This is a genomic window from Streptomyces sp. ALI-76-A, assembly GCF_030287445.1.
Taxonomy (GTDB): domain Bacteria; phylum Actinomycetota; class Actinomycetes; order Streptomycetales; family Streptomycetaceae; genus Streptomyces.
This window is the reverse complement of the sequence record NZ_JASVWB010000002.1, coordinates 3,974,645-3,993,831: the sequence shown is the minus strand read 5'-3', so window position 1 is coordinate 3,993,831 and position 19,187 is coordinate 3,974,645. Positions and strand designations below refer to the sequence as shown.

The following is a 19,187-nucleotide window of genomic DNA, read 5'->3' as shown; positions in this document are numbered from 1 at the left end:
CGCTCCTCGTTCCGCCGTGCCGTTCGCCTCACTCAGCCAAGCAGAATCGTCACGTCGATGTTCCCGCGGGTCGCGTTGGAGTACGGACAGACCTCGTGGGCCGCGTCCACCAGCTCTGCGGCGACGGCCGCGTCCAGGACCGGGAGGGAGACGCTGAGGGCGACCGCGAGGCCGTAGCCGCGCTGCCGGTTGGGGCCCAGGCCGACCTTCGCGGCGACCGTGGAACCGGTCAGGTCGAGGCCGGCGCGGCGGCCGACCAGGACCAGCGCGTTGTGGAAGCAGGAGCTGTAGCCGGCCGCGAACAGCTGCTCCGGGTTGGTGCCGTTGCCGTCGCCGCCCAGCTCCGGCGGCATCGCGACCTTCAGCTCGATCTGGCCGTCCTGGCTGGTGACATACCCCTCCCGGCCGCCGTGCGCGGTGGCCTCGGCCACGTACACGATCTTCGACGGGCGGGTGTCGACAGTGGTGTCGAGGACGGTGTCGACGGCGGTGGCGGTGGCGGTGGCGGTGGCGGTGGCGTCAGTCATGGCCGGTTCCCCCTGGAACAGGTGCGCGCAAATGCATCGTGCACAAGGTACTTGCCGGTAGGCCGACGGCGGTTACCAGGGGGTAGCAACCGTGGGTAACCCGAGTTCAGCGGGGCCCTTCCGCCGCCGCCCCGGCCTTCTCCGCCAACCGCCACAACTCCGCGCGCAACCGCGCGACCTCCGCGCCGCCGAGATCCGTCACCGCGAGCAGCGCGCCCGGTACGCGGGCCGCGCGCTCCCTCAGTTCCTCCGCGCGGCCCGTGCACGCCACCAGCACCGAGCGCTCGTCGCTCGCCGCACGCTCGCGGCGCACCAGCCCCGCCGACTCCAGCCGCTTCAGCAGCGGCGACACCGTGCCGTAGTCCAGCCGCAGGGCACCCGCCAGCTCCTTGACCGTCATCTCACCGCGTTCCCACAGCACCAGCAGCACGAGGTACTGCGGGTAGGTGAGCCCGAGCTCGTCGAGGAGCGGGCGGTAGGCGGACGTCACCGCGCGCTGGGCCGCGTACAGCGCGAAGCACAGCTGGTCCTCCAGCCGCGGTGACCCCTCGTCCCCGGTGTCCTCTTGGTTCGTCACGCGCCCATTGTCACGGACCGCGGGTCGAATCCGAACGGCAACTCCAGCCGGTGGGCCCGCATCAGCGCGTCGTCCGAGAGCAGCTCGCCGGTCCTGCCGTCCGCCGCGATGGTGCCCTCGCTCAGGATCAGCGCGCGGGGGCACAGCTCCAGCGCGTACGGCAGGTCGTGCGTGACCATCAGGACGGTCACGTCCAGCGAGCGCAGGATGTCGGCGAGTTCGCGGCGGGAGGCCGGGTCGAGGTTGGAGGACGGCTCGTCCAGGACGAGGATCTCCGGCTCCATGGCGAGGACGGTGGCGACCGCCACCCGGCGGCGCTGGCCGAAGGAGAGGTGGTGCGGGGGCCGGCCCTTGAACTCCGCCATGCCGACCTGCTCCAGCGCCCGGTCGACGCGTTCCTCCAGCTCCGGCCCGCGCAGCCCGGCCGCCGCCGGTCCGAAGGCCACGTCCTCCCGCACGGTCGGCATGAAGAGCTGGTCGTCCGGGTCCTGGAAGACGATGCCGACCTTGCGCCGGATCTCGGCCATGTGCTGCTTGCCGACGGGCAGCCCGGCGACCTTCACGGTGCCCGTGCCGCCGGTCAGGATGCCGTTGAGGTGCAGGACCAGGGTCGTCTTGCCGGCGCCGTTCGGACCGAGCAGCGCGACCCGCTCGCCGCGGGCGACGGTGAAGTCCACGCCGAACAGCGCCTGGTGGCCGTCGGGATAGGCGAAGGCGAGGCCCGAGACCTCGAGGGAAGCAGTCACAGGGCCCATCCCAGCACGCAGACGACGAGGGCGGCGAACGGCAGGGCGAAGGCGTACGACCACTGCGCCCGGGACGCGGTCACCTCGTCGATGACCGGCATCGAACCGGCGTACCCCCGGCTGATCATGGCCAGGTGCACCCGCTCCCCGCGCTCGTAGGAGCGGATGAACAGGGCGCCGGCCGACTTCGCCAGCACCCCCCAGTGCTTGACGCCGCTCGCCTCGAAGCCCCGCGACTCCCGCGCGATCCGCATCCGCCGCATCTCGTCCGTGATCACATCGCCGTAGCGGATCATGAATGAGGCGATCTGGACGAGCAGCGGCGGGAGCTTCAACCGCTGGAGGCCCAGCAGCAGTTCACGCAGTTCGGTGGTGGAGGCGAGGAGGACCGAGGCGGCGACCCCCAGGGTGCCCTTGGCCAGTACGTTCCAGGCGCCCCACAGGCCGTTCACGCTCAGCGACAGGCCCAGCACCTCGACCCGCTCGCCCTCCGCGACGAACGGCATCAGCACCGCGAAGGCCACGAACGGGACCTCGATCAGCAGCCGCTTGAGCAGGAAACCGGCGGGCACCCGGGCCGCGAACGCGACACCGGCCAGCAGCACGGCGTACACGCCGAACGCCCACATCGCCTCCCGCGGGGTCGACACCACGACCACCACGAAGGCGAAGGCCGCCGCGAGTTTCGTGTGCGGGGGCAGGGTGTGCACGGGCGAGTGCCCGTGCCGGTAGAGCTTGTGCGCGTGCCCGGCGCCCATCTCAGACGCTCGTGCTCACGGGAGAGGTGTCGTCGCTGCGGCGCCTGCGCACCGCCCAGAACACCGCGCTGCCCGTCACGACGGTGACGCCGACGCCGATCACGCCCGCGAGACCGCCGGACAGCCGGGTGTCCTCGACGTCCTTGACGCCGTAGTCGGCGAGCGGGGAGTCGGCGACCGCGTGCTCCTCGGTCTTCCGGTCGATGCCCTTGTCGGCGGCGACCTTCTCCAGGCCGTCCGGGTCGGCGGAGGCGTAGAAGCTGACGAATCCGGCCAGCACGAGGGAGGTGACCAGGCCGGCGATCCACACCCCCCGGTGGGAGCGGGCGGCCACCGGGGCCGGCTCGGCCGCCGGCGCGTCCACCAGCTCGCCGTTCACCCGCAGCTTCAGCTGCTGCTGGAGACCACGGGCGCCGTGCACCAGGTCCGGGCGCACGGCGATGACGGCGCCGACGGTGGCCGCGGTGATCGCGGCCTCGCCGATGCCGATCAGGACGTGCACGCCGATCATCGCGGTGGCGACCTTGCCGATGGCGACGTCGGTGGTGCCGCCGACGGAGTACAGGAGCGTGAAGGCGAGGGCCGCGGCCGGGACCGACAGGAGGGCGGCGACGAAGGAGGCCGCGGTGACGGAGCGCCTGCCGCGCGGCAGGACCGTCACGAGCCCGCGGAAGACGACGTACGCGACGACCGTGGTGACGATCGCCATGTCCGTGATGTTCACGCCGAGCGCGGTCAGACCGCCGTCGGCGAAGAGGATGCCCTGCATCAGCAGGACCACGGAGACGCACAGGACCCCGGTGTAGGGCCCGACGAGGATCGCCGCGAGGGCGCCGCCGAGGAGATGTCCGCTGGTCCCCGCCGCGACGGGGAAGTTGAGCATCTGCACCGCGAAGATGAACGCGGCCACCAGGCCGGCCAGCGGCGCGGTGCGCTCGTCGAGTTCGCGGCGCGCGCCGCGCAGGCTCACCGCGACGGCGGCCGCGGCGACGACTCCGGTCGCGGCGGACATGGGGGCGTCTATGAATCCGTCAGGCACATGCACCGTTCGATGATAGTGGCTTGTTGCGAACGGCTTGCAAGAACACTGTCACCGGAACAGCGCGGGAAAACGTCATCGGGGCGTGAGGAAGAGCATCTTCGCCCCCGGGGGCGCGGTCCGGGAAATGTGCGACATTGGAGTGGGGGTGGACGCACAGCTTCCACACAGGTCACGCAGCGTGAGAGGGCCGTCACGATGTCTGTAGTCGAACAGTACGCGCGAGCTCACATCGTGACGGACGCCGACCTCCCCCAGGAAGGGGACGAGGCGGTCCCGGTCGTCCTGCGCTACGACCCCGACACCGACCCGCGTTCGGTGCGGGTCCGGCTGCCCGGTTCCCCCGAGTGGACCTTCTCCCGTGCGCTCCTCGAACAGGGCCTGCGCACCCCGGCCGGCAGCGGTGAGGTCCGCGTGTGGCCGTGCGGGCGCGTCCAGGCCGTGGTCGAGTTCCACTCCGCGGAGGGCGTGGCCGTGGTGCAGTTCGAGACGAAGACGCTGCTGCGGTTCCTGCGGCGGACGTACACCGCCACTCCCGTGGGGTCCTAGGCCCTGTCGTCGCGGGGCAGGCGGGAACGTGCCGACAGGGCCCGGCCCGTCCGGGACGCCCAGCCCGTCGTCCGGGACGCCCAGCCGGCCCGGACGCCGAGACCGCCCCCGGATCCCGCGGGCGGTCAGCCGCCCAGCTTCAGCAGCGCCGCCACGATCGGGCCCGCCGTCTCGCCGCCGTGGCCACCCTGCTGGACCACACCCGCCGCCGCGAGGTCGCCGCGGTAGGCCGTGAACCACCCGTTCGGCTTCTTCTGGCCGTCGACCTCCGCCGAACCGGTCTTCGCGCCGGCGTTCCCGGTGACTCCGGACATCGCCTCGGCCGCCGTGCCGTAGTCCGCGGTGTACGCCATCAGCTCCCGGAGCTGGGAGAGGGTGCCCGCGGACATCGTGCGGGAGGCCGTGGCGAGCTTGCGGTCGTCGACCGCCGGGGACACCAGGTAGGGCTGCTTGAAGGTGCCCGACGCGACGGTCGCCGACACCGACGCCATGTTCAGCGGGTTCATCCGGACCCCGCCCTGGCCGATCAGCGAGGCCCCCATCTGGGCCGCGCTCTGCACCGGCACCGAGCCGTCGAAGGTCGGCACGCCGATGGCCCAGTTGTTCATCCCCAGACCGAACACCTCCCGGGCCTGCCTGGTCAGGTCGTCGTCGTCCAGCTTCGGCGCCTGGCTGATGAAGGCCGTGTTGCAGGAGCGGGCGAAGCTCGCCTTGAAGGTGCCGCCCTTGATCTGGAACTTGTCGTCGTTCTGGAATTTCCAGCCGCCGTACGTGAAGTACTTCGGGCAGGGGTGCGCCTTGTCGGCCGAGGCCAGCTTCTTCTCGATCAGCAGCGAGGAGGTGATGACCTTCATCGTGGAGCCCGGGGCGAGGGAGCCCTGGAAGGCGGTGTTGAAGCCGCGCGAGGCGTTCGCGGCGGCCAGGATCTCCCCGGTCGACGGACGCACCACCACCACCGAGGAGCGGGCCTTCTTGGCGACCTGCCGCTCCGCCGCCGCCTGGAGCTTCGGGCTCAGGGTCGTCCTCACCGTGCCGGGCGTGCCCTTGCTCAGCTCCAGCAGCGTCTTGTCGGACGCCTTCGACGCCTTCGGTGACTTCGCGGACGTGCCGCGGACCACCCGCAGTTCGATGCCCGCCGTGCCGCCGGCCGTCTTGCCGTACTTCTCGCGCAGCCCGTCCAGGACCGTGCCCAGTGACGGGTACGCGGCGGTGGTCAGCTCGCCGCCGTCCCGGTCGACCGCCTTGATCGGCGGCGTCCCGGACGCTCCGGTGACCAGGGTGTCGCCGTCCCGGAGATCCGGGTGCACGACGGAGGAGTGCCAGTCGACCCGCGGCTTCCCGTCGGTCCCGGAGCGGACGACGGTGAGCGCGCTGCCGTACGCCAGCGGCTTCTCAGTGCCCTTGTACGACACCGTGGCCCTGACGGAGAAGGACACCTTGTCGCCGGTGCGGGTGCCCGGGGTGAGCGTGACGTCCTTGATGTGGGCGTCCTTGGTGTAGCCGGTGAGGAGGGCGGCGGCCGCCGCGGTGTCGTCGGTGGCGGCGGCGGCCTGGGGAACGCGGCCCTGCTGCCAGGCCGTCAGGAACGTGCGGGCCGTGCTGGTGACCTCGGTCGCCGACAGCGGGCCGCTCGGGATCTCCTGCTCCTTCTGCCCCGCGCTCGCGGACGGTGTGTGCGCCCGGTCGTCGGCGGCCGCCCCGCCCCCGTACAGCGCGTAGGCGCCCAGACCGGCGCCGCCGACGACCGCGGCGATCACCCCGCCGACCACGACGGGCCTGGTGTTCCGTCGCCCGGCGACGCGCCTTCTGTTACCCACTGCCTTCGTTCCTCCGCGAGATACCCAGGGTCCCCGTTGCCCTCGTTCATGCCAACGACGATCACCACCCTAGAGTCCCGTCCCGTGCGGATGAGTTCAGCCGGCGGCTCGTAGCACAGCTGCGACAATCGGTCCGGCCGCGTCGCCGCCGTGGCCGCCCTGCTGGGTCATGGCCGCCGCCGCGACGTCGCCCTTGAAGCCGGTGAACCAGCTGTCGGACACGGCGTTCCCGTCCACCTCGGCGGAACCGGTCTTCGCGCCGATGTCCCCGCCGAGCCCGGCCATCGCCTTCGCGGCGGTGCCCTGGGTCGCGGTCAGCCGCATCATCTGCTTCAGCTGGGCGGCGGTGCCGTACGGCAGTCCCTTGGCGGTGGCCAGCTCGCGGCCGTCGAGCTTCGGCGACACCAGGTAGGGCTGGCGGAAGGCGCCGGTGATGGCGGTGGCCGTCACGGAGGCCATGGTGAGCGGGTTCATCTGGACCTGGCCCTGGCCGATCGCGTTGGCCGCGCGGTCGGGTCCGCTGACCGCGGGCACCTTGCCGTCGAAGGAGACGATGCCGGTCTTCCAGTCCAGACCGAGGCCGAACCGCGTCCGGGCCTCCGTGGTCAGCGACTCGTCGGTGAGCGGCTTCTCGTCGATCAGCTTGACGAAGGCGGTGTTGCAGGACCGCAGGAAGCTGTTGGCGAGCGTGGCGTTCTCCTTGGGCTCCATGCCCGTGAGGTTCTTGAAGGTCTGGCTCTGCCAGGTGGCGGTCGGCGGGCAGGGCGCCGGGCCGTTCATCGAGGTCACGCCGTTGTCGATGAGCGTCGCGGCGGTGATGATCTTCATGGTGGAGCCGGGCGCGACCGTGCCCTCGAAGGCCGCGTTGAAGGCGTCCTCGCGGTTGTTCGCCACCGCCAGCACCTCACCGCTGCTGGGCTGGACAGCGACCACCGACGACTGGGCGTACTGCTTGACCGCCTTCTCGGCCGCAGCCTGCGCGCCCGCGCTGAGCGTGGTCCGCAGCTTGCCCGGCGTGCCCTTGTCCAGGGTCAGCAGCGGGGTGTCGGCGGCGCCCTCGTCGGCGTGCCGGATCACCAGCTCGATACCGGGAGTCCCGCCGGCCTTGTCGCCGTACTTGGCGCGCAGGGTGTCCAGGACCGGCCCGAGGGACGGGTACTTCTCCTTCGTCAGCACGGTCCCGTTCCGGTCCACGGCCTCGATCGGCGGGTTCGCCGACTCCTCGGTGACCAGGGTGTCGTCGCGCTGGAGCTCCGGATGGACCACGGAGGGCTGCCAGTCGACCAGCGCCCGCCCGGTGCTGACCCCGCGCACGACGGTCAGCTCGCTCTTGTAGGTCAGCGGCTTCGACTTGCCGTCGTAGGCCACCTTCGCCGTCACCGTGTAGGGCACGGTGGCCCCGGACGCCGTACCGGGCGTGATCCGCACGTCGCCGATGCGGGCGGTCGTGCCGTACTCCGTCAGCAGCTGCCCGGACGCCTGGGCGTTGTTCGTGTACGCCGCCGCGTCGGCCGCCTTCCCCTTCTCCCAGGCCGCGAAGAACCTGTCCGCCGTCTCCTTGACCTCGTCCGCGCTCGGCGGCCCGGTCTCGGCGGACGCGGGCCCGGCCGCCCCCGAGTCGCCGTTCAGCGCCGACATGACGTTGTAGGCCCCGTACCCGGCCCCGCCCACCATCACGGCGAACACACCGCCGACGACGGCTGCCTTGACCCCCCTGCCCATGAGGCGTTCCCCTCCCGTTTCCCCGTAGAAGCCCTCCCCGCGTCTTCTGAACGCGTTCAGAAAGCCTCACTCCGCGTCGCACTCTATGCGGAAGGGGTGACGGGCGTAACGGATGTCTACTTCTGGTGGCCGAACTTGTTGGCGAACGGTGACCTGCCCGCTGATCCGGCCGGGACGCGGCGGCGACTCCCGGCCACCGGACCCGAATTCCAGCCAGATGCGGGCACGCCGCTCGCGAACGCCCCTCGCCGGTCGGGACGGCATCGGCGGGTGCGACCTCCGGGACGAAGGCGCCCGCCGACGCCAAGAGGGCGCGGCAGACCGCCGCGCCCTCTCGGTACGTCGTCCCGGCTACACCCAGGTGTCCAGCCACATCCGGGACCGCCACTCGTCTATCGGGATCGCGGTGCCGGTGAAGATCGGCCAGAAGTAGATGAAGTTCCAGGCGATCAGGAGGACCAGGATGCCCGCGCCCGTCGCGCCGGCGACGCGGCGGGTCTCCGTGGAGCCCGGGGGGCCGATGATCGCGCCGAGGAGCATCGCGACGGCCAGGCACAGGAAGGGCACGAAGACGATCGTGTAGAAGAAGAAGATCGTGCGTTCCTGGTAGAGGAACCAGGGGAGGTAGCCGGCCGCGATGCCGCAGGCGATCGCGCCCGCCCGCCAGTCCCGGCGGAAGAACCAGCGCCACAGGACGTACAGGATCGCGAAGCAGGCCACCCACCACAGCAGCGGCGTGCCGATCGCCAGCACCTCGCGGGCGCACTTCTCGCCCGCGTCGGCGGGGCAGCCGTCCTTGCCGGGCTCGGGGGACTCGTAGAAGTACGAGACCGGGCGGCCGGTGACGATCCAGCTCCACGGGTTGGACTCGTACCGGTGCGGCGAGGAGAGGTTGATGTTGAACTTGTAGACCTCGTGCTCGTAGTGCCACAGGCTGCGCCACCAGTCCGGGAAGAGCCACGACCAGCTGCTGCCCTGCCCGTCGGTCGCCGCCCAGTCGCGGTAGTAGCCGCCCTTGCCGTCCGCGGGGGACAGGATCCAGCCCAGCCAGGACAGGACGTACGTGGCGATCGCGACCGGCACGGTGGCCACGAAGGCCAGGCCCAGGTCCCGGCGGAGCACCGCCGCGTACGGGCGGCCCGCGCCCGCGACCCGGCGCGAGCCGACGTCCCACACCACCGCGAGCACGCAGAACGCGGCCAGGACGTAGAAGCCGTTCCACTTGGTGCCGATGGCCAGGCCCAGCATCAGGCCCGCCAGCCAGCGCCACGGGCGCAGGCCGAAGCGGGTGGTCTCGGCGATGTGCGCGTCGGGGCGGACCCGGCCGTCCGGATCCACCGGGAGCGCCGCCGCGAGTTTCTCCCGTGCCCGGTCCCGGTCGATCAGCAGGCAGCCGAACGCGGCCAGCACGAAGAACATCAGCACGCCGTCGAGCAGCGAGGTGCGGGCCATCACGAAGGCCAGGCCGTCCACCGCCATCAGCGCGCCCGCGAGGCAGCCGAGGAAGGTGGAGCGGAACAGGCGGCGGCCGATCCGGCACAGCATCAGGATGGACAGGGTGCCGAGCAGCGCGGTCATGAACCGCCAGCCGAACGGGTTGAACCCGAACATCAGCTCGCCGAGCCCGATGACGTACTTGCCGACCGGCGGGTGCACGACGTACGCCGCGTCCGTCGGCACCGGCACGTTCCCGTCGCTCGACAGGATCAGGTCGTTGACGTTCTTGTCCCAGTTGACCTCGAAGCCGCGGTGGACGAGCGCCCACGCGTCCTTCGCGTAGTACGTCTCGTCGAATATCACCGCCTTCGGGTCGCCCAGGTTCCAGAACCGCAGCACGCCCGCGAACAGGGTCACCAGCAGCGGACCGCCCCAGCCGGCCCAGCGGGTCAGCCGCCCGGCGAGCGGCTCGGCCACCCCGAAAACCTGCCACAGCCGCGGGCTGGGCCGTACGTACGGCGGCACCAGGCGGTCCCGTACGTCGCTTCTGGGCCCCGCCGTGTATCCGAAACGGCGCAGCCGCAACTGCCACGACGGCCGCTGGTCCTGGGGGGCCTGGTCCTGCCGGGTGTCCGTGGAGGACGCGGTACTGGTCACCGCGCCATCGTAGGGAACCGCGCTGTGTGCGTCCCGCGCATGGGTACAGAGGTGCGGATACGTTCCGGTCCGGGGGCCGGTCGGGCGCCTCCCCGGGCGCCCGCGGAGGAGGGTGCGCCCGCGTTCCCCGGCCCTGGGAGGATGGGTGGGTGACAGTTACGCCCGGAACCCTGGTCCTCGCCGGCACGCCCATCGGTGACACCTCCGACGCCCCGCCCCGGCTCGCCGAGGAGCTGGCCGGTGCCGACGTCGTCGCCGCCGAGGACACCCGGCGGCTGCGGCGCCTCACGCAGGCCCTGGGGGTGACGCCCAAGGGGCGCGTGGTGTCGTACTTCGAGGGCAACGAGGCCGCCCGGACGCCCGAACTGGTCGAGGAACTGGTGGGCGGCGCCCGGGTGCTGCTGGTGACCGACGCGGGGATGCCGTCGGTGTCCGACCCCGGGTACCGGCTGGTCGCGGCGGCCGTCGAGAAGGACATCCGGGTCACCGCCGTACCGGGACCGTCCGCGGTGCTCACCGCGCTCGCGCTGTCCGGGCTGCCCGTCGACCGGTTCTGCTTCGAGGGGTTCCTGCCGCGCAAGGCGGGCGAACGGCTGTCCCGGCTGCGGGAGAACGCGGACGAGCGCCGCACGCTCGTCTACTTCGAGGCCCCGCACCGGCTCGACGACACCCTCGCCGCGATGGCCGAGGTGTTCGGCGCCGACCGGCGGGCGGCCGTCTGCCGCGAACTGACCAAGACGTACGAGGAGGTCAGGCGCGGCGGGCTGGGCGAGCTGGCCGCCTGGGCGGCGGCGGGCGTACGCGGGGAGATCACCGTGGTCGTGGAGGGGGCTCCGGAGCGCGGTCCCGAGGAGTTCGACGCCGAGGAACTCGTGCGGCGGGTGCGGGTGCGCGAGGAGGCGGGGGAGCGGCGCAAGGAGGCGATCGCCGCGGTGGCCGCGGAGGCGGGTCTGCCGAAGCGGCAGGTGTTCGACGCGGTGGTGGCGGCGAAGCACTCCGCGGGCTGAGCGGGGGCCGGCGGAGGCCGCGGGCGGGCGGGGTGCTTCCTCGGGCACCCCGGAAGCGCCGCCGGGCTCGGGCGGCGGTCGTCCGGGCGGGGTCGGCTGCCCGCCGTTGCCGTCACCGCCGGTCGGCGGGTCGCGGTCGGACGGTCCGCCACGTCCATCTCCTACGGCGCGGCAAGGACTTCCGGCGAAAGGCAAAGCCCGGCCCCGGGCCGGGAGCGTTGCGGCAAGGGAAGGCCAAATCGGCTTCAACACTCGGCAGGTCCGCCGCTTCCACGCCCGCGCGGGCGTCCACTGGGGGACAGGGACGTACGTCCCTGTCTCCGGCGGACAAGAGGAGCTGGCATGAGTGGGACCGCCGTCGTTCACGAGTCGTATTCCTTCGCCTGCATGCGCTGCGGGCACGGCTGGGAGCAGTCGTACGAGATAGAGCACCACGTCGACGGCGACGGGCGGGAGTTCGTGCAGTACGTGGTGGACGGGCAGGTCGTGCCCTCCCCGCTCAGCAGGCCGATGTGCGCGAACTGCGACCACCACGTCGTACGGATCATGCGGCCGGGCCGGGTCGCGTCGGCCCGCGACGCGGCGCACCCGCGGCACCGCACGCCGTCCGCCGGGCCGGCGCAGGCGCCGACGGCCGGGCCGGCCGGACAGCAGGAGCACGGCGGGCACCACTGGCACCTGTCCGATCTCCTGCACCCGTTCCAGCGCAGGGCGAGCTGACCCGCTCCGGGACCGGCGGCGGCATGCCCCTTTCGTAGGATCGGGGGCATGCCTTCGAATGCCGCCGACAAGAACGCCGCCCCGCCGCTCCCGGAGCCCCTCCGGGTGCCGGTCGCCGATTCCCACACCCACCTCGACATGCAGGCGGGGGCCGTGGAGGAGGCGCTCGCGAAGGCCGCGTCGGTCGGGGTGACCACGGTCGTGCAGGTGGGATGCGACGTACGCGGCTCCCGGTGGGCCGCCGAGACGGCCGCGCGGTACGACGCCGTGCACGCGACCGTCGCCCTGCACCCCAACGAGGCCCCGCGGATCGTGCACGGCGACCCGGACGGCTGGTCCCGCCAGGGCGCGCGGACGCCGGGCGGGGAGGCGGGCCTGGACGAGGCGCTCGCCGAGATCGACCGGCTGGCCGGGCTGCCCCAGGTCAAGGGCGTCGGTGAGACGGGCCTCGACTACTTCCGCACCGGCCCCGAGGGCAAGGAGGCACAGGAGAGGTCCTTCCGCGCCCACATCGAGATCGCCAAGCGGCACGGCAAGGCCCTGGTCATCCACGACCGCGACGCCCACACCGACGTCCTGCGGGTGCTGAAGGAGCAGGGCGCTCCCGAGCGGACCGTCTTCCACTGCTATTCGGGGGACGCCGAGATGGCGCAGATCTGCGCCGGCGCCGGATACTTCATGTCCTTCGCCGGCAACGTCACCTTCAAGAACGCCCAGAACCTGCGGGACGCGGTGGCCGTCGCCCCCCTCGACCTGCTCCTGGTGGAGACGGACGCGCCGTTCCTCACCCCGGTGCCCTACCGCGGACGGCCCAACGCCCCGTATCTCATTCCGGTCACGGTGCGGGCGATGGCCGCCGTGCGCGGCGTCGACGAGGACGCGCTGGCGTCGGCACTCGCGGCCAACACGGCACGCGCGTTCGGCTACTGACCCGCTGCCGGCCCGTCACCCACCCACCCGGCCACCACGCTGGGTAGCCGCGTCGCTTTGGAGAGTGACGGACGCTCCGCTAGGTTCTGGGGGCCCGATCCGGACCCCTCTGGACCCCTCCGGCCCCTGGAGCGTGTCGGCGTGAGCAACGCGCAGTACCAGACGTTCGAGACGTACGGCCCCGACACGGCGTACGACGCGGAACCGGCCCACGACGCGCAACCGGCCTACGAGCCGACGGCGTACGCCGCCCCGCGCACCGGCGCGCACGCCGTCCCGCACCCCGCACCGCACCCCGACCTGCACACCGCGGAGACGCCGGCCTACGGGGTGCGGGGGGCCCCGGCGGAGTACGTGGACACCTACCACCCCGCCTACCAGGCACCGGCGCCCCTCGCGCCGCCACTCCCGCCCTCGCCCCTGGTGCCCGCCGCCCGCGCCGGAGTGAGCGGGCGGGCAGCGCGCCGCCGGGCCCGGTCCGCCGAGCGCGCCGACAGCACCGTGCGCCGGCTGCTCCCGCAGGCGCTGGTCGTCGCGTTCCTCGCCGGCGGCACCACCGCGTTCGTCGCCGAGGACAAGGCGATCGAGCTGAGCGTCGACGGGCAGCCGCGCACCCTGCACACCTTCGCGGACGACGTCACCGAACTGCTCGCGGAGGAGGGCGTGCGGGTGGGGGCGCACGACATGGTCGCACCCGCTCCCGGCGAGGCGCTGGCCAGCGGCGACGAGGTCGCGGTGCACTACGGGCGGCCCGTCCGGCTCACGCTCGACGGTCAGCGGCGTGAGGTGTGGACCACGGCACGCACGGTGGAGGGGGCGCTTCGGCAACTGGGGGTGCGGGCGGAGGGCGCGTACCTGTCCATCTCGCGCTCCCAGCGGATCGGGCGGCAGGGGCTCGCGCTGGACGTGCGCACCGAGCGCTCGGTGACGGTCATGGCGGACGGCCGGGCCCGCACGGTCCGCACCAACGCGGCGACCGTGCGCGAGGCCGTCGCGCAGGCCGGGATCACCCTGCGCGGCCAGGACACCACGTCGGTGGCGGGGGACAGCTTCCCGCGCGACGGACAGACCGTCACCGTGCTGCGGATCACCGGCACGAAGGAGGTGCGGGAGGAGTCGATCCCGTTCGGGGTGGAGCGGACCGAGGACGCCTCCCTGTTCCGGGGGACCGAGGTCGTCGAGCGGGCCGGGCAGCCGGGGCTGCGGCGCATCACGTACTCCCTGCGGATCGTCAACGGCGTCCGGCAGAAGCCGCGGCGGATCAGGACCGAGCTGGTGCGGGAGCCGCGGGCGCAGGTGGTGAGGGTGGGGACCAAGCCCCGGCCGGCCTCCGTGGAGGGAGCGGACCACCTCGACTGGCAGGGGCTCGCGGCGTGCGAGTCCGGCGGGCGGCCGGACGCGGTCGACCCGTCGGGGACGTACGGCGGGCTGTACCAGTTCGACACGCGGACCTGGCAGAGCCTCGGCGGGACGGGCCGGCCGCAGGACGCCCCGGCGGCCGAGCAGACGCTCCGGGCGAAGAAGCTGTACGTACGGCGAGGGGCCAGTCCCTGGCCGCACTGCGGGGAGCGGTTGCGGGGCGGAGGGTGAGCGGTGCTCGCCGGTGCGACCCTCGCCTGCCGCGGCCCGGCGGGGGTCGCACCGGCGGTACGACAGCCCGCGGCCGGACACGGACGAAGGCCGTCCAGGGCCCCCGTACCCTTGTCCCGTGAGCAGCAGCCCCGTCCCCGACGCCCTTCTCGGCCCCGCCGACGTCCGTGAACTCGCGGGCGCCCTCGGTGTGCGCCCCACCAAGCAGCGCGGCCAGAACTTCGTGATCGACGCGAACACGGTCCGCCGGATCGTCCGCACCGCGCAGGTCCGCCCCGACGACGTGGTGGTGGAGGTGGGACCGGGACTCGGCTCGCTCACCCTCGGGCTGCTGGAGGCGGCCGACCGCGTCACCGCCGTCGAGATCGACGACGTCCTCGCCGGGGCGCTGCCCGCGACGATCGTGGCGCGGATGCCGGAGCGCGCGGACCGGTTCGCGCTGGTGCACTCCGACGCGATGCGGGTGACCGAGCTGCCGGGCCCGGCCCCGACCGCGCTGGTGGCGAACCTGCCGTACAACGTGGCCGTCCCGGTCCTGCTGCACATGCTCGACACCTTCCCGAGCATCGAGCGCACCCTCGTGATGGTCCAGGCGGAGGTCGCCGACCGGCTCGCCGCCCCGCCCGGTTCCAAGGTGTACGGCGTCCCGTCGGTCAAGGCCAACTGGTACGCCGAGGTCAAGCGGGCCGGGGCGATCGGCCGGAACGTGTTCTGGCCCGCGCCCAACGTCGACAGCGGGCTGGTCTCGCTGGTGCGGCGGGCCGAGCCGCTGAAGACCACCGCCTCCCGGCGTGAGGTCTTCGCCGTCGTCGACGCCGCGTTCGCCCAGCGCCGCAAGACCCTGCGAGCCGCGCTCGCCGGCTGGGCGGGGTCCGCGGCGGCGGCCGAGGCGGCCCTCGTCGCCGCGGGCGTGTCGCCGCAGGCACGCGGGGAGGCCCTGACGGTCGAGGAGTTCGCGCGGATCGCCGAGAACCGCGTCTCCGAGAACCGCGTCACCGAGACCGAGGAGCCCGGCCGGTGAGCGTGACCGTTCGCGTCCCCGCCAAGGTCAACGTCCAGCTCGCGGTGGGTGCCGCCCGCCCGGACGGGTTCCACGACCTGGCCAACGTCTTCCTCGCGGTCGGCCTCTACGACGAGGTGACCGTGACCCCGGCCGACGGACTGCGCGTCACCTGCGCGGGCCCGGACGCCGGCCAGGTCCCCCTGGACCGGACGAATCTCGCGGCGCGGGCGGCCCTCGCCCTCGCGGAGCGCTACGACCGCAGCGCCGCCGTGCACCTCCACATCGCCAAGGACATCCCCGTCGCCGGCGGGATGGCGGGCGGCAGCGCGGACGGCGCCGCGGCCCTGCTGGCGTGCGACGCGCTGTGGGGTACCGGCGCCTCCCGTGCGGAACTGCTGGAGATCTGTGCCGAGTTGGGCAGTGACGTGCCGTTCAGTCTGGTGGGCGGGGCGGCGCTGGGCACCGGACGCGGCGAGAAGCTGAGGCCCCTGGAGGTCGGCGGGACCTTCCACTGGGTGTTCGCGATGGCCGGGCGCGGGCTGTCGACGCCGGCCGTGTTCCGCGAGTTCGACCGGCTGGCCGAGGGCCGGGACGTCCCCGAGCCCGTCGCCTCGCAGGACCTGCTCGACGCCCTCGCCAAGGGCGACCCCGACGCGCTCGCCGCCGCCGTCTCCAACGACCTCCAGCCCGCCGCGCTCTCCCTCTTCCCGGAACTCGCCGGCACCCTCGCGGCCGGCCGGGCCGCCGGCGCCCTCACGGCGCTGGTCTCCGGCTCGGGCCCCACCACGGCGTTCCTCGCCCGGGAGACCGAGTCGGCGGCGAGGATCGCGGAGGCGCTGCGGGCGTCCGGGACCTGCCGGACCGTTCGCACCGCGTCGGGGCCGGCGCCGGGGGCGACGGTGGTCTTCGCCTGATCTCCACACGACGTACTGCGGGTGTAGTACGGGTGGGACGGAGGGGACGGCTAGGGTCTGTTGACGTTTCAAGTGCCCGCTGTGACGTGTCCGGTGTGCCCCGACCGCCCATACCCTCCCACCGCAGGAAACCGTCCCTCTCCCGCCGCGGTGTCATCGGGACCGCGGGAGCGGTGGCCGCCGGAGCCGCGCTCACGCCGGTCGTCTTCGCGGCGGCCGAGTCCGGCGACGCGGCCGGCTCCCCGTCCGGCTCCGGTGACTCCGGCACGAAGCCCGCGACGTTCCCCGCCACCCGGACCGAGGCCGCCTCCGGCACCGCCGAGGCCGCCACCGCCTTCGCCGCCTCCTTCGTCGGCGTGCGCTGGGCGGGCGCGCCGGACGGCGCCGGCATCCGGTTCGCGGACGGCGACGCGGCGGCGGGCACCTGGCAGACGGTGAACGGCGGCTGCGCGACCGTCGACGGCGGAGGGACGGCGCTGGTCGCCGCCGGCAACGCCACCGCCTACGAACTGAAGCTCCCGGACGGCGCGAGCGACGTGCGCTCGCTGGCCATCGACACCACCGACGGCCCCGACCGCACCTTCCACGTCCCGTCGGAGCCCACCCGCGTGCGGGGCGTGCCCTACCTGCCGCGGCCCGCGTGGGGCGCCGACGAGTCGAAGCGCTACCAGGACGGCAAGGTCAACACGCCCGAGGCCTACTACCCGTTGCAGGCGATCACGGTCCACCACACCGCCACGCAGAACGACGACCCCGATCCCGCCGCGAGCGTCCGGGGCATCTACGAGTACCACGCGATCACCCTCGACTGGGGCGACATCGGCTACCACTTCCTCATCGACGAGGCGGGCACCGTCTACGAGGGCCGCTACTCCGGCGACGACGTCACCCCGGCCTTCGACCCGGACGGCAAGGTCGTCACCGCCTTCCACACCGCCGGCTACAACTCCGGCAACCTCGGCATCGCCCTCCTCGGCACCCTGAACGACCGGCCCCCGACCGACGCGGCCAGGAAGGCCCTGATCCGGCTGGTCAGGGTGCTTGCCCGGGTCAAGGGCCTGGACCCCCGGGCGAAGACCACCTACGTCAATCCGGTCAACGGTGTGACCAGGGACGTGACGACCGTCAGCGGCCACCGCGACTGGCTGGAGACCGAGTGCCCGGGCCAGACGATGTACGACCTCCTCGCCGAGGTCCGCGCGGCGACAGCGCCCTGACCTGCGGGGGACCGGTCACCCGCCCGCGCGCACTACGCTGGGAGGCTGACCGATCCCCCCTGGCAGGAGAGTAATGGCCGTCAATCTGGTCAATGTCGAGAACGTCAGCAAGGTGTACGGCACTCGTGCCCTCCTGGACGGCGTGTCCCTCGGCGTCTCCGAGGGCGACCGGATCGGTGTCGTCGGCCGCAACGGCGACGGCAAGACCACCCTGATCCGCATGCTGGCCAAGCTGGAGGAGACCGACACCGGACGCGTCACGCACTCCGGCGGCCTGCGCCTCGGCGTCCTCACGCAGCACGACTCCCTCGACCCGGCCGCCACCGTCCGGCACGAGGTCATCCGGGACCTGGCCGACCACGAGTGGGCCGGCAACGCGAAGATCAGGGACGTGCTGACCGGGCTGTTCGGCGGACTCGACCTGCCCGGCTTCCCGCAGGGGCTCGACACCGTCATCGGCCCGCTCTCCGGCGGTGAGCGCCGCCGGATCGCGCTGGCCAAGCTCCTCATCGACGAGCAGGACCTGATCGTCCTCGACGAGCCCACCAACCACCTCGACGTGGAGGGCATCGCCTGGCTGGCACAGCACCTTCGCGCGCGCCGCTCCGCGCTGGTGTGCGTGACCCACGACCGGTGGTTCCTGGACCAGGTCTGCACCCGCATGTGGGACGTCCAGCGCGGCACCGTCCACGAGTACGAGGGCGGCTACTCCGACTACGTCTTCGCGCGTGCCGAGCGGGAGCGGATCGCCGCCACCGAGGAGACCAAGCGGCAGAACCTGGTCCGCAAGGAGCTCGCCTGGCTGCGCCGGGGCGCGCCCGCCCGTACGTCCAAGCCGCGCTTCCGGGTCGAGGCCGCCAACGAGCTGATCGCGGACGTGCCGCCGCCCCGGGACAGCAGCGAGCTGATGAAGTTCGCCTCGTCGCGGCTCGGCAAGACCGTCTTCGAGCTGGAGGACGTGACCGTCCAGGCCGGTCCGAAGGTGCTGCTCAAGCACGTCACCTGGCAGCTCGGCCCCGGCGACCGGATCGGCCTGGTCGGGGTGAACGGCGCCGGGAAGACCTCCCTGCTGCGGGCCATGGCCGAGGCCGCCTGGACGCAGGGCGAGCAGCAGCCGGTGGGCGGGCGGGTCTCCGTGGGCCGCACGGTGAAGCTCGCCTACCTCTCCCAGGAGGTCGGCGAACTGGACCCCGGCCTGCGCGTGCTGGAGGCCGTCCAGCAGGTGCGGGAGCGCGTCGACCTGGGCAAGGGGCGCGAGATGACCGCCGGTCAGCTGTGCGAGACCTTCGGGTTCAGCAAGGAGAAGCAGTGGACGCCGGTCGGGGACCTGTCCGGCGGTGAGCGGCGCAGGCTCCAGCTGCTGCGGCTGCTCATGGACGAGCCCAACGTCCTCTTCCTCGACGAGCCCACCAACGACCTCGACATCGAGACGCTGACCCAGCTGGAGGACGTCCTCGACGGCTGGCCCGGCTCGATGATCGTCATCTCCCACGACCGGTTCTTCGTCGAGCGGACCACCGACCGCGTCTTCGCCCTCCTCGGCGACGCCACCCTGCGGATGCTGCCGCGCGGCATCGACGAGTACCTGGAGCGGCGCCGGCGGATGGAGGAGGCGGCGGCCGCGTCGGCTCCCGCCCCCGTCACGGACCGGGCCGTACCGGAGAAGAGCTCGGCGGACCAGCGGGCCGCCAAGAAGGAACTTCAGAAGATCGAGCGGCAGTTGGACAGGATCGCCGAGAAGCAGACCAAGCTGCACGCCCGGATCGCGGAGAACGCCACCGACTTCTCGAAGGTGGCCGAACTCGACGCCGAGCTGCGCGACTTGGCCGGTGAGCGGGACGAACTGGAGCTGCGGTGGCTGGAACTCGCCGAGGACGCGTGAAGGGTGCGTGAAGGCGCATAACGGGGGCGTCACGGGCCGGTTCTCCCTTGGGAACAGGGAGGAACCGGCCCGGCGTTCTGTCGGTGCCGGGTGAT

The 19,187-nt window shown here is 72.8% G+C and carries 17 protein-coding genes; 9 read left to right on the top strand and 8 right to left on the bottom strand.

Going from position 1 to position 19,187, the window contains the following annotated elements; translation table 11 throughout:
• Positions 1-32: 32 nt before the first annotated feature.
• The 5 genes from QQS16_RS18650 to QQS16_RS18630 form a co-directional block, all read right to left on the bottom strand.
• Positions 33-527, bottom strand: coding sequence for an organic hydroperoxide resistance protein (locus tag QQS16_RS18650; RefSeq protein WP_286062968.1), 495 nt, complete (start codon positions 525-527; stop codon positions 33-35).
• A 106-nt stretch (positions 528-633) separates the two neighbouring features.
• Complete coding sequence (locus QQS16_RS18645; protein WP_286062967.1) at positions 634-1,104, bottom strand: MarR family winged helix-turn-helix transcriptional regulator; 471 nt, start codon at positions 1,102-1,104, stop codon at positions 634-636.
• Positions 1,101-1,859, bottom strand: coding sequence for an energy-coupling factor ABC transporter ATP-binding protein (locus tag QQS16_RS18640; RefSeq protein WP_286062966.1), 759 nt, complete (start codon positions 1,857-1,859; stop codon positions 1,101-1,103). Before QQS16_RS18640 ends, QQS16_RS18645 begins: the two co-directional genes overlap by 4 nt.
• Positions 1,847-2,608, bottom strand: coding sequence for a cobalt ECF transporter T component CbiQ (cbiQ, locus tag QQS16_RS18635; protein ID WP_286062965.1), 762 nt, complete (start codon positions 2,606-2,608; stop codon positions 1,847-1,849). The genes QQS16_RS18640 and cbiQ overlap by 13 nt, the downstream gene beginning before the upstream one ends.
• Position 2,609: 1 nt before the next feature.
• Complete coding sequence (locus QQS16_RS18630; RefSeq protein WP_286062964.1) at positions 2,610-3,653, bottom strand: energy-coupling factor ABC transporter permease; 1,044 nt, start codon at positions 3,651-3,653, stop codon at positions 2,610-2,612.
• 192 nt (positions 3,654-3,845) lie between these two features.
• Between QQS16_RS18630 and QQS16_RS18625 the strand changes: the two genes are divergently transcribed.
• Positions 3,846-4,196 carry an SsgA family sporulation/cell division regulator gene (locus tag QQS16_RS18625; RefSeq protein WP_286062963.1) on the top strand — a complete coding sequence of 117 codons (351 nt, stop codon included), beginning with the start codon at positions 3,846-3,848 and terminating at the stop codon, positions 4,194-4,196.
• 125 nt (positions 4,197-4,321) lie between these two features.
• On the opposite strand, the gene QQS16_RS18620 is transcribed toward QQS16_RS18625, so the two are convergent.
• The 3 genes from QQS16_RS18620 to QQS16_RS18610 form a co-directional block, all read right to left on the bottom strand.
• Complete coding sequence (locus QQS16_RS18620) at positions 4,322-6,013, bottom strand: penicillin-binding transpeptidase domain-containing protein (protein ID WP_286062962.1); 1,692 nt, start codon at positions 6,011-6,013, stop codon at positions 4,322-4,324.
• 96 nt (positions 6,014-6,109) lie between these two features.
• Positions 6,110-7,735 carry a penicillin-binding transpeptidase domain-containing protein gene (locus QQS16_RS18615; RefSeq protein WP_286062961.1) on the bottom strand — a complete coding sequence of 542 codons (1,626 nt, stop codon included), beginning with the start codon at positions 7,733-7,735 and terminating at the stop codon, positions 6,110-6,112.
• A gap of 351 nt (positions 7,736-8,086) precedes the next feature.
• Positions 8,087-9,829 (bottom strand): dolichyl-phosphate-mannose--protein mannosyltransferase, encoded by a 1,743-nt coding sequence (locus QQS16_RS18610; protein WP_286062960.1) that lies wholly within the window; start codon positions 9,827-9,829, stop codon positions 8,087-8,089.
• Positions 9,830-9,978: 149 nt separating this feature from the next.
• On the opposite strand from QQS16_RS18610, the gene rsmI reads away from it, so the two are divergent.
• The 8 genes from rsmI to QQS16_RS18570 all read left to right on the top strand — a co-directional run bounded on the left by rsmI (position 9,979) and on the right by QQS16_RS18570 (position 19,092).
• Positions 9,979-10,836 carry a 16S rRNA (cytidine(1402)-2'-O)-methyltransferase gene (gene rsmI / locus QQS16_RS18605; RefSeq protein ID WP_286062959.1) on the top strand — a complete coding sequence of 286 codons (858 nt, stop codon included), beginning with the start codon at positions 9,979-9,981 and terminating at the stop codon, positions 10,834-10,836.
• A gap of 342 nt (positions 10,837-11,178) precedes the next feature.
• On the top strand, positions 11,179-11,556 hold the full coding sequence (locus QQS16_RS18600) for a hypothetical protein (RefSeq protein ID WP_286062958.1): 378 nt from the start codon (positions 11,179-11,181) through the stop codon (positions 11,554-11,556).
• Between the two features lie 48 nt (positions 11,557-11,604).
• A complete protein-coding gene (locus tag QQS16_RS18595; RefSeq protein WP_286062957.1) occupies positions 11,605-12,486 on the top strand; it encodes a TatD family hydrolase in 882 nt (293 codons plus the stop codon).
• A 141-nt stretch (positions 12,487-12,627) separates the two neighbouring features.
• Positions 12,628-14,076 carry a resuscitation-promoting factor gene (locus tag QQS16_RS18590; protein WP_286062956.1) on the top strand — a complete coding sequence of 483 codons (1,449 nt, stop codon included), beginning with the start codon at positions 12,628-12,630 and terminating at the stop codon, positions 14,074-14,076.
• Positions 14,077-14,194: 118 nt separating this feature from the next.
• Positions 14,195-15,097 carry a 16S rRNA (adenine(1518)-N(6)/adenine(1519)-N(6))-dimethyltransferase RsmA gene (gene rsmA, locus QQS16_RS18585; protein WP_286062955.1) on the top strand — a complete coding sequence of 301 codons (903 nt, stop codon included), beginning with the start codon at positions 14,195-14,197 and terminating at the stop codon, positions 15,095-15,097.
• Positions 15,094-15,993, top strand: a complete 900-nt coding sequence (locus QQS16_RS18580) for a 4-(cytidine 5'-diphospho)-2-C-methyl-D-erythritol kinase (RefSeq protein ID WP_286062954.1) — start codon at positions 15,094-15,096, stop codon at positions 15,991-15,993. Before rsmA ends, QQS16_RS18580 begins: the two co-directional genes overlap by 4 nt.
• A 95-nt stretch (positions 15,994-16,088) precedes the next feature.
• On the top strand, positions 16,089-17,210 hold the full coding sequence (locus tag QQS16_RS18575) for a peptidoglycan recognition protein family protein (RefSeq protein WP_286062953.1): 1,122 nt from the start codon (positions 16,089-16,091) through the stop codon (positions 17,208-17,210).
• A 73-nt stretch (positions 17,211-17,283) separates the two neighbouring features.
• The gene (locus QQS16_RS18570) at positions 17,284-19,092 is read left to right on the top strand and encodes an ABC-F family ATP-binding cassette domain-containing protein (protein WP_286062952.1); all 1,809 of its coding nucleotides are present in this window, start codon (positions 17,284-17,286) and stop codon (positions 19,090-19,092) included.
• The last annotated feature ends 95 nt before the right edge of the window (positions 19,093-19,187 follow it).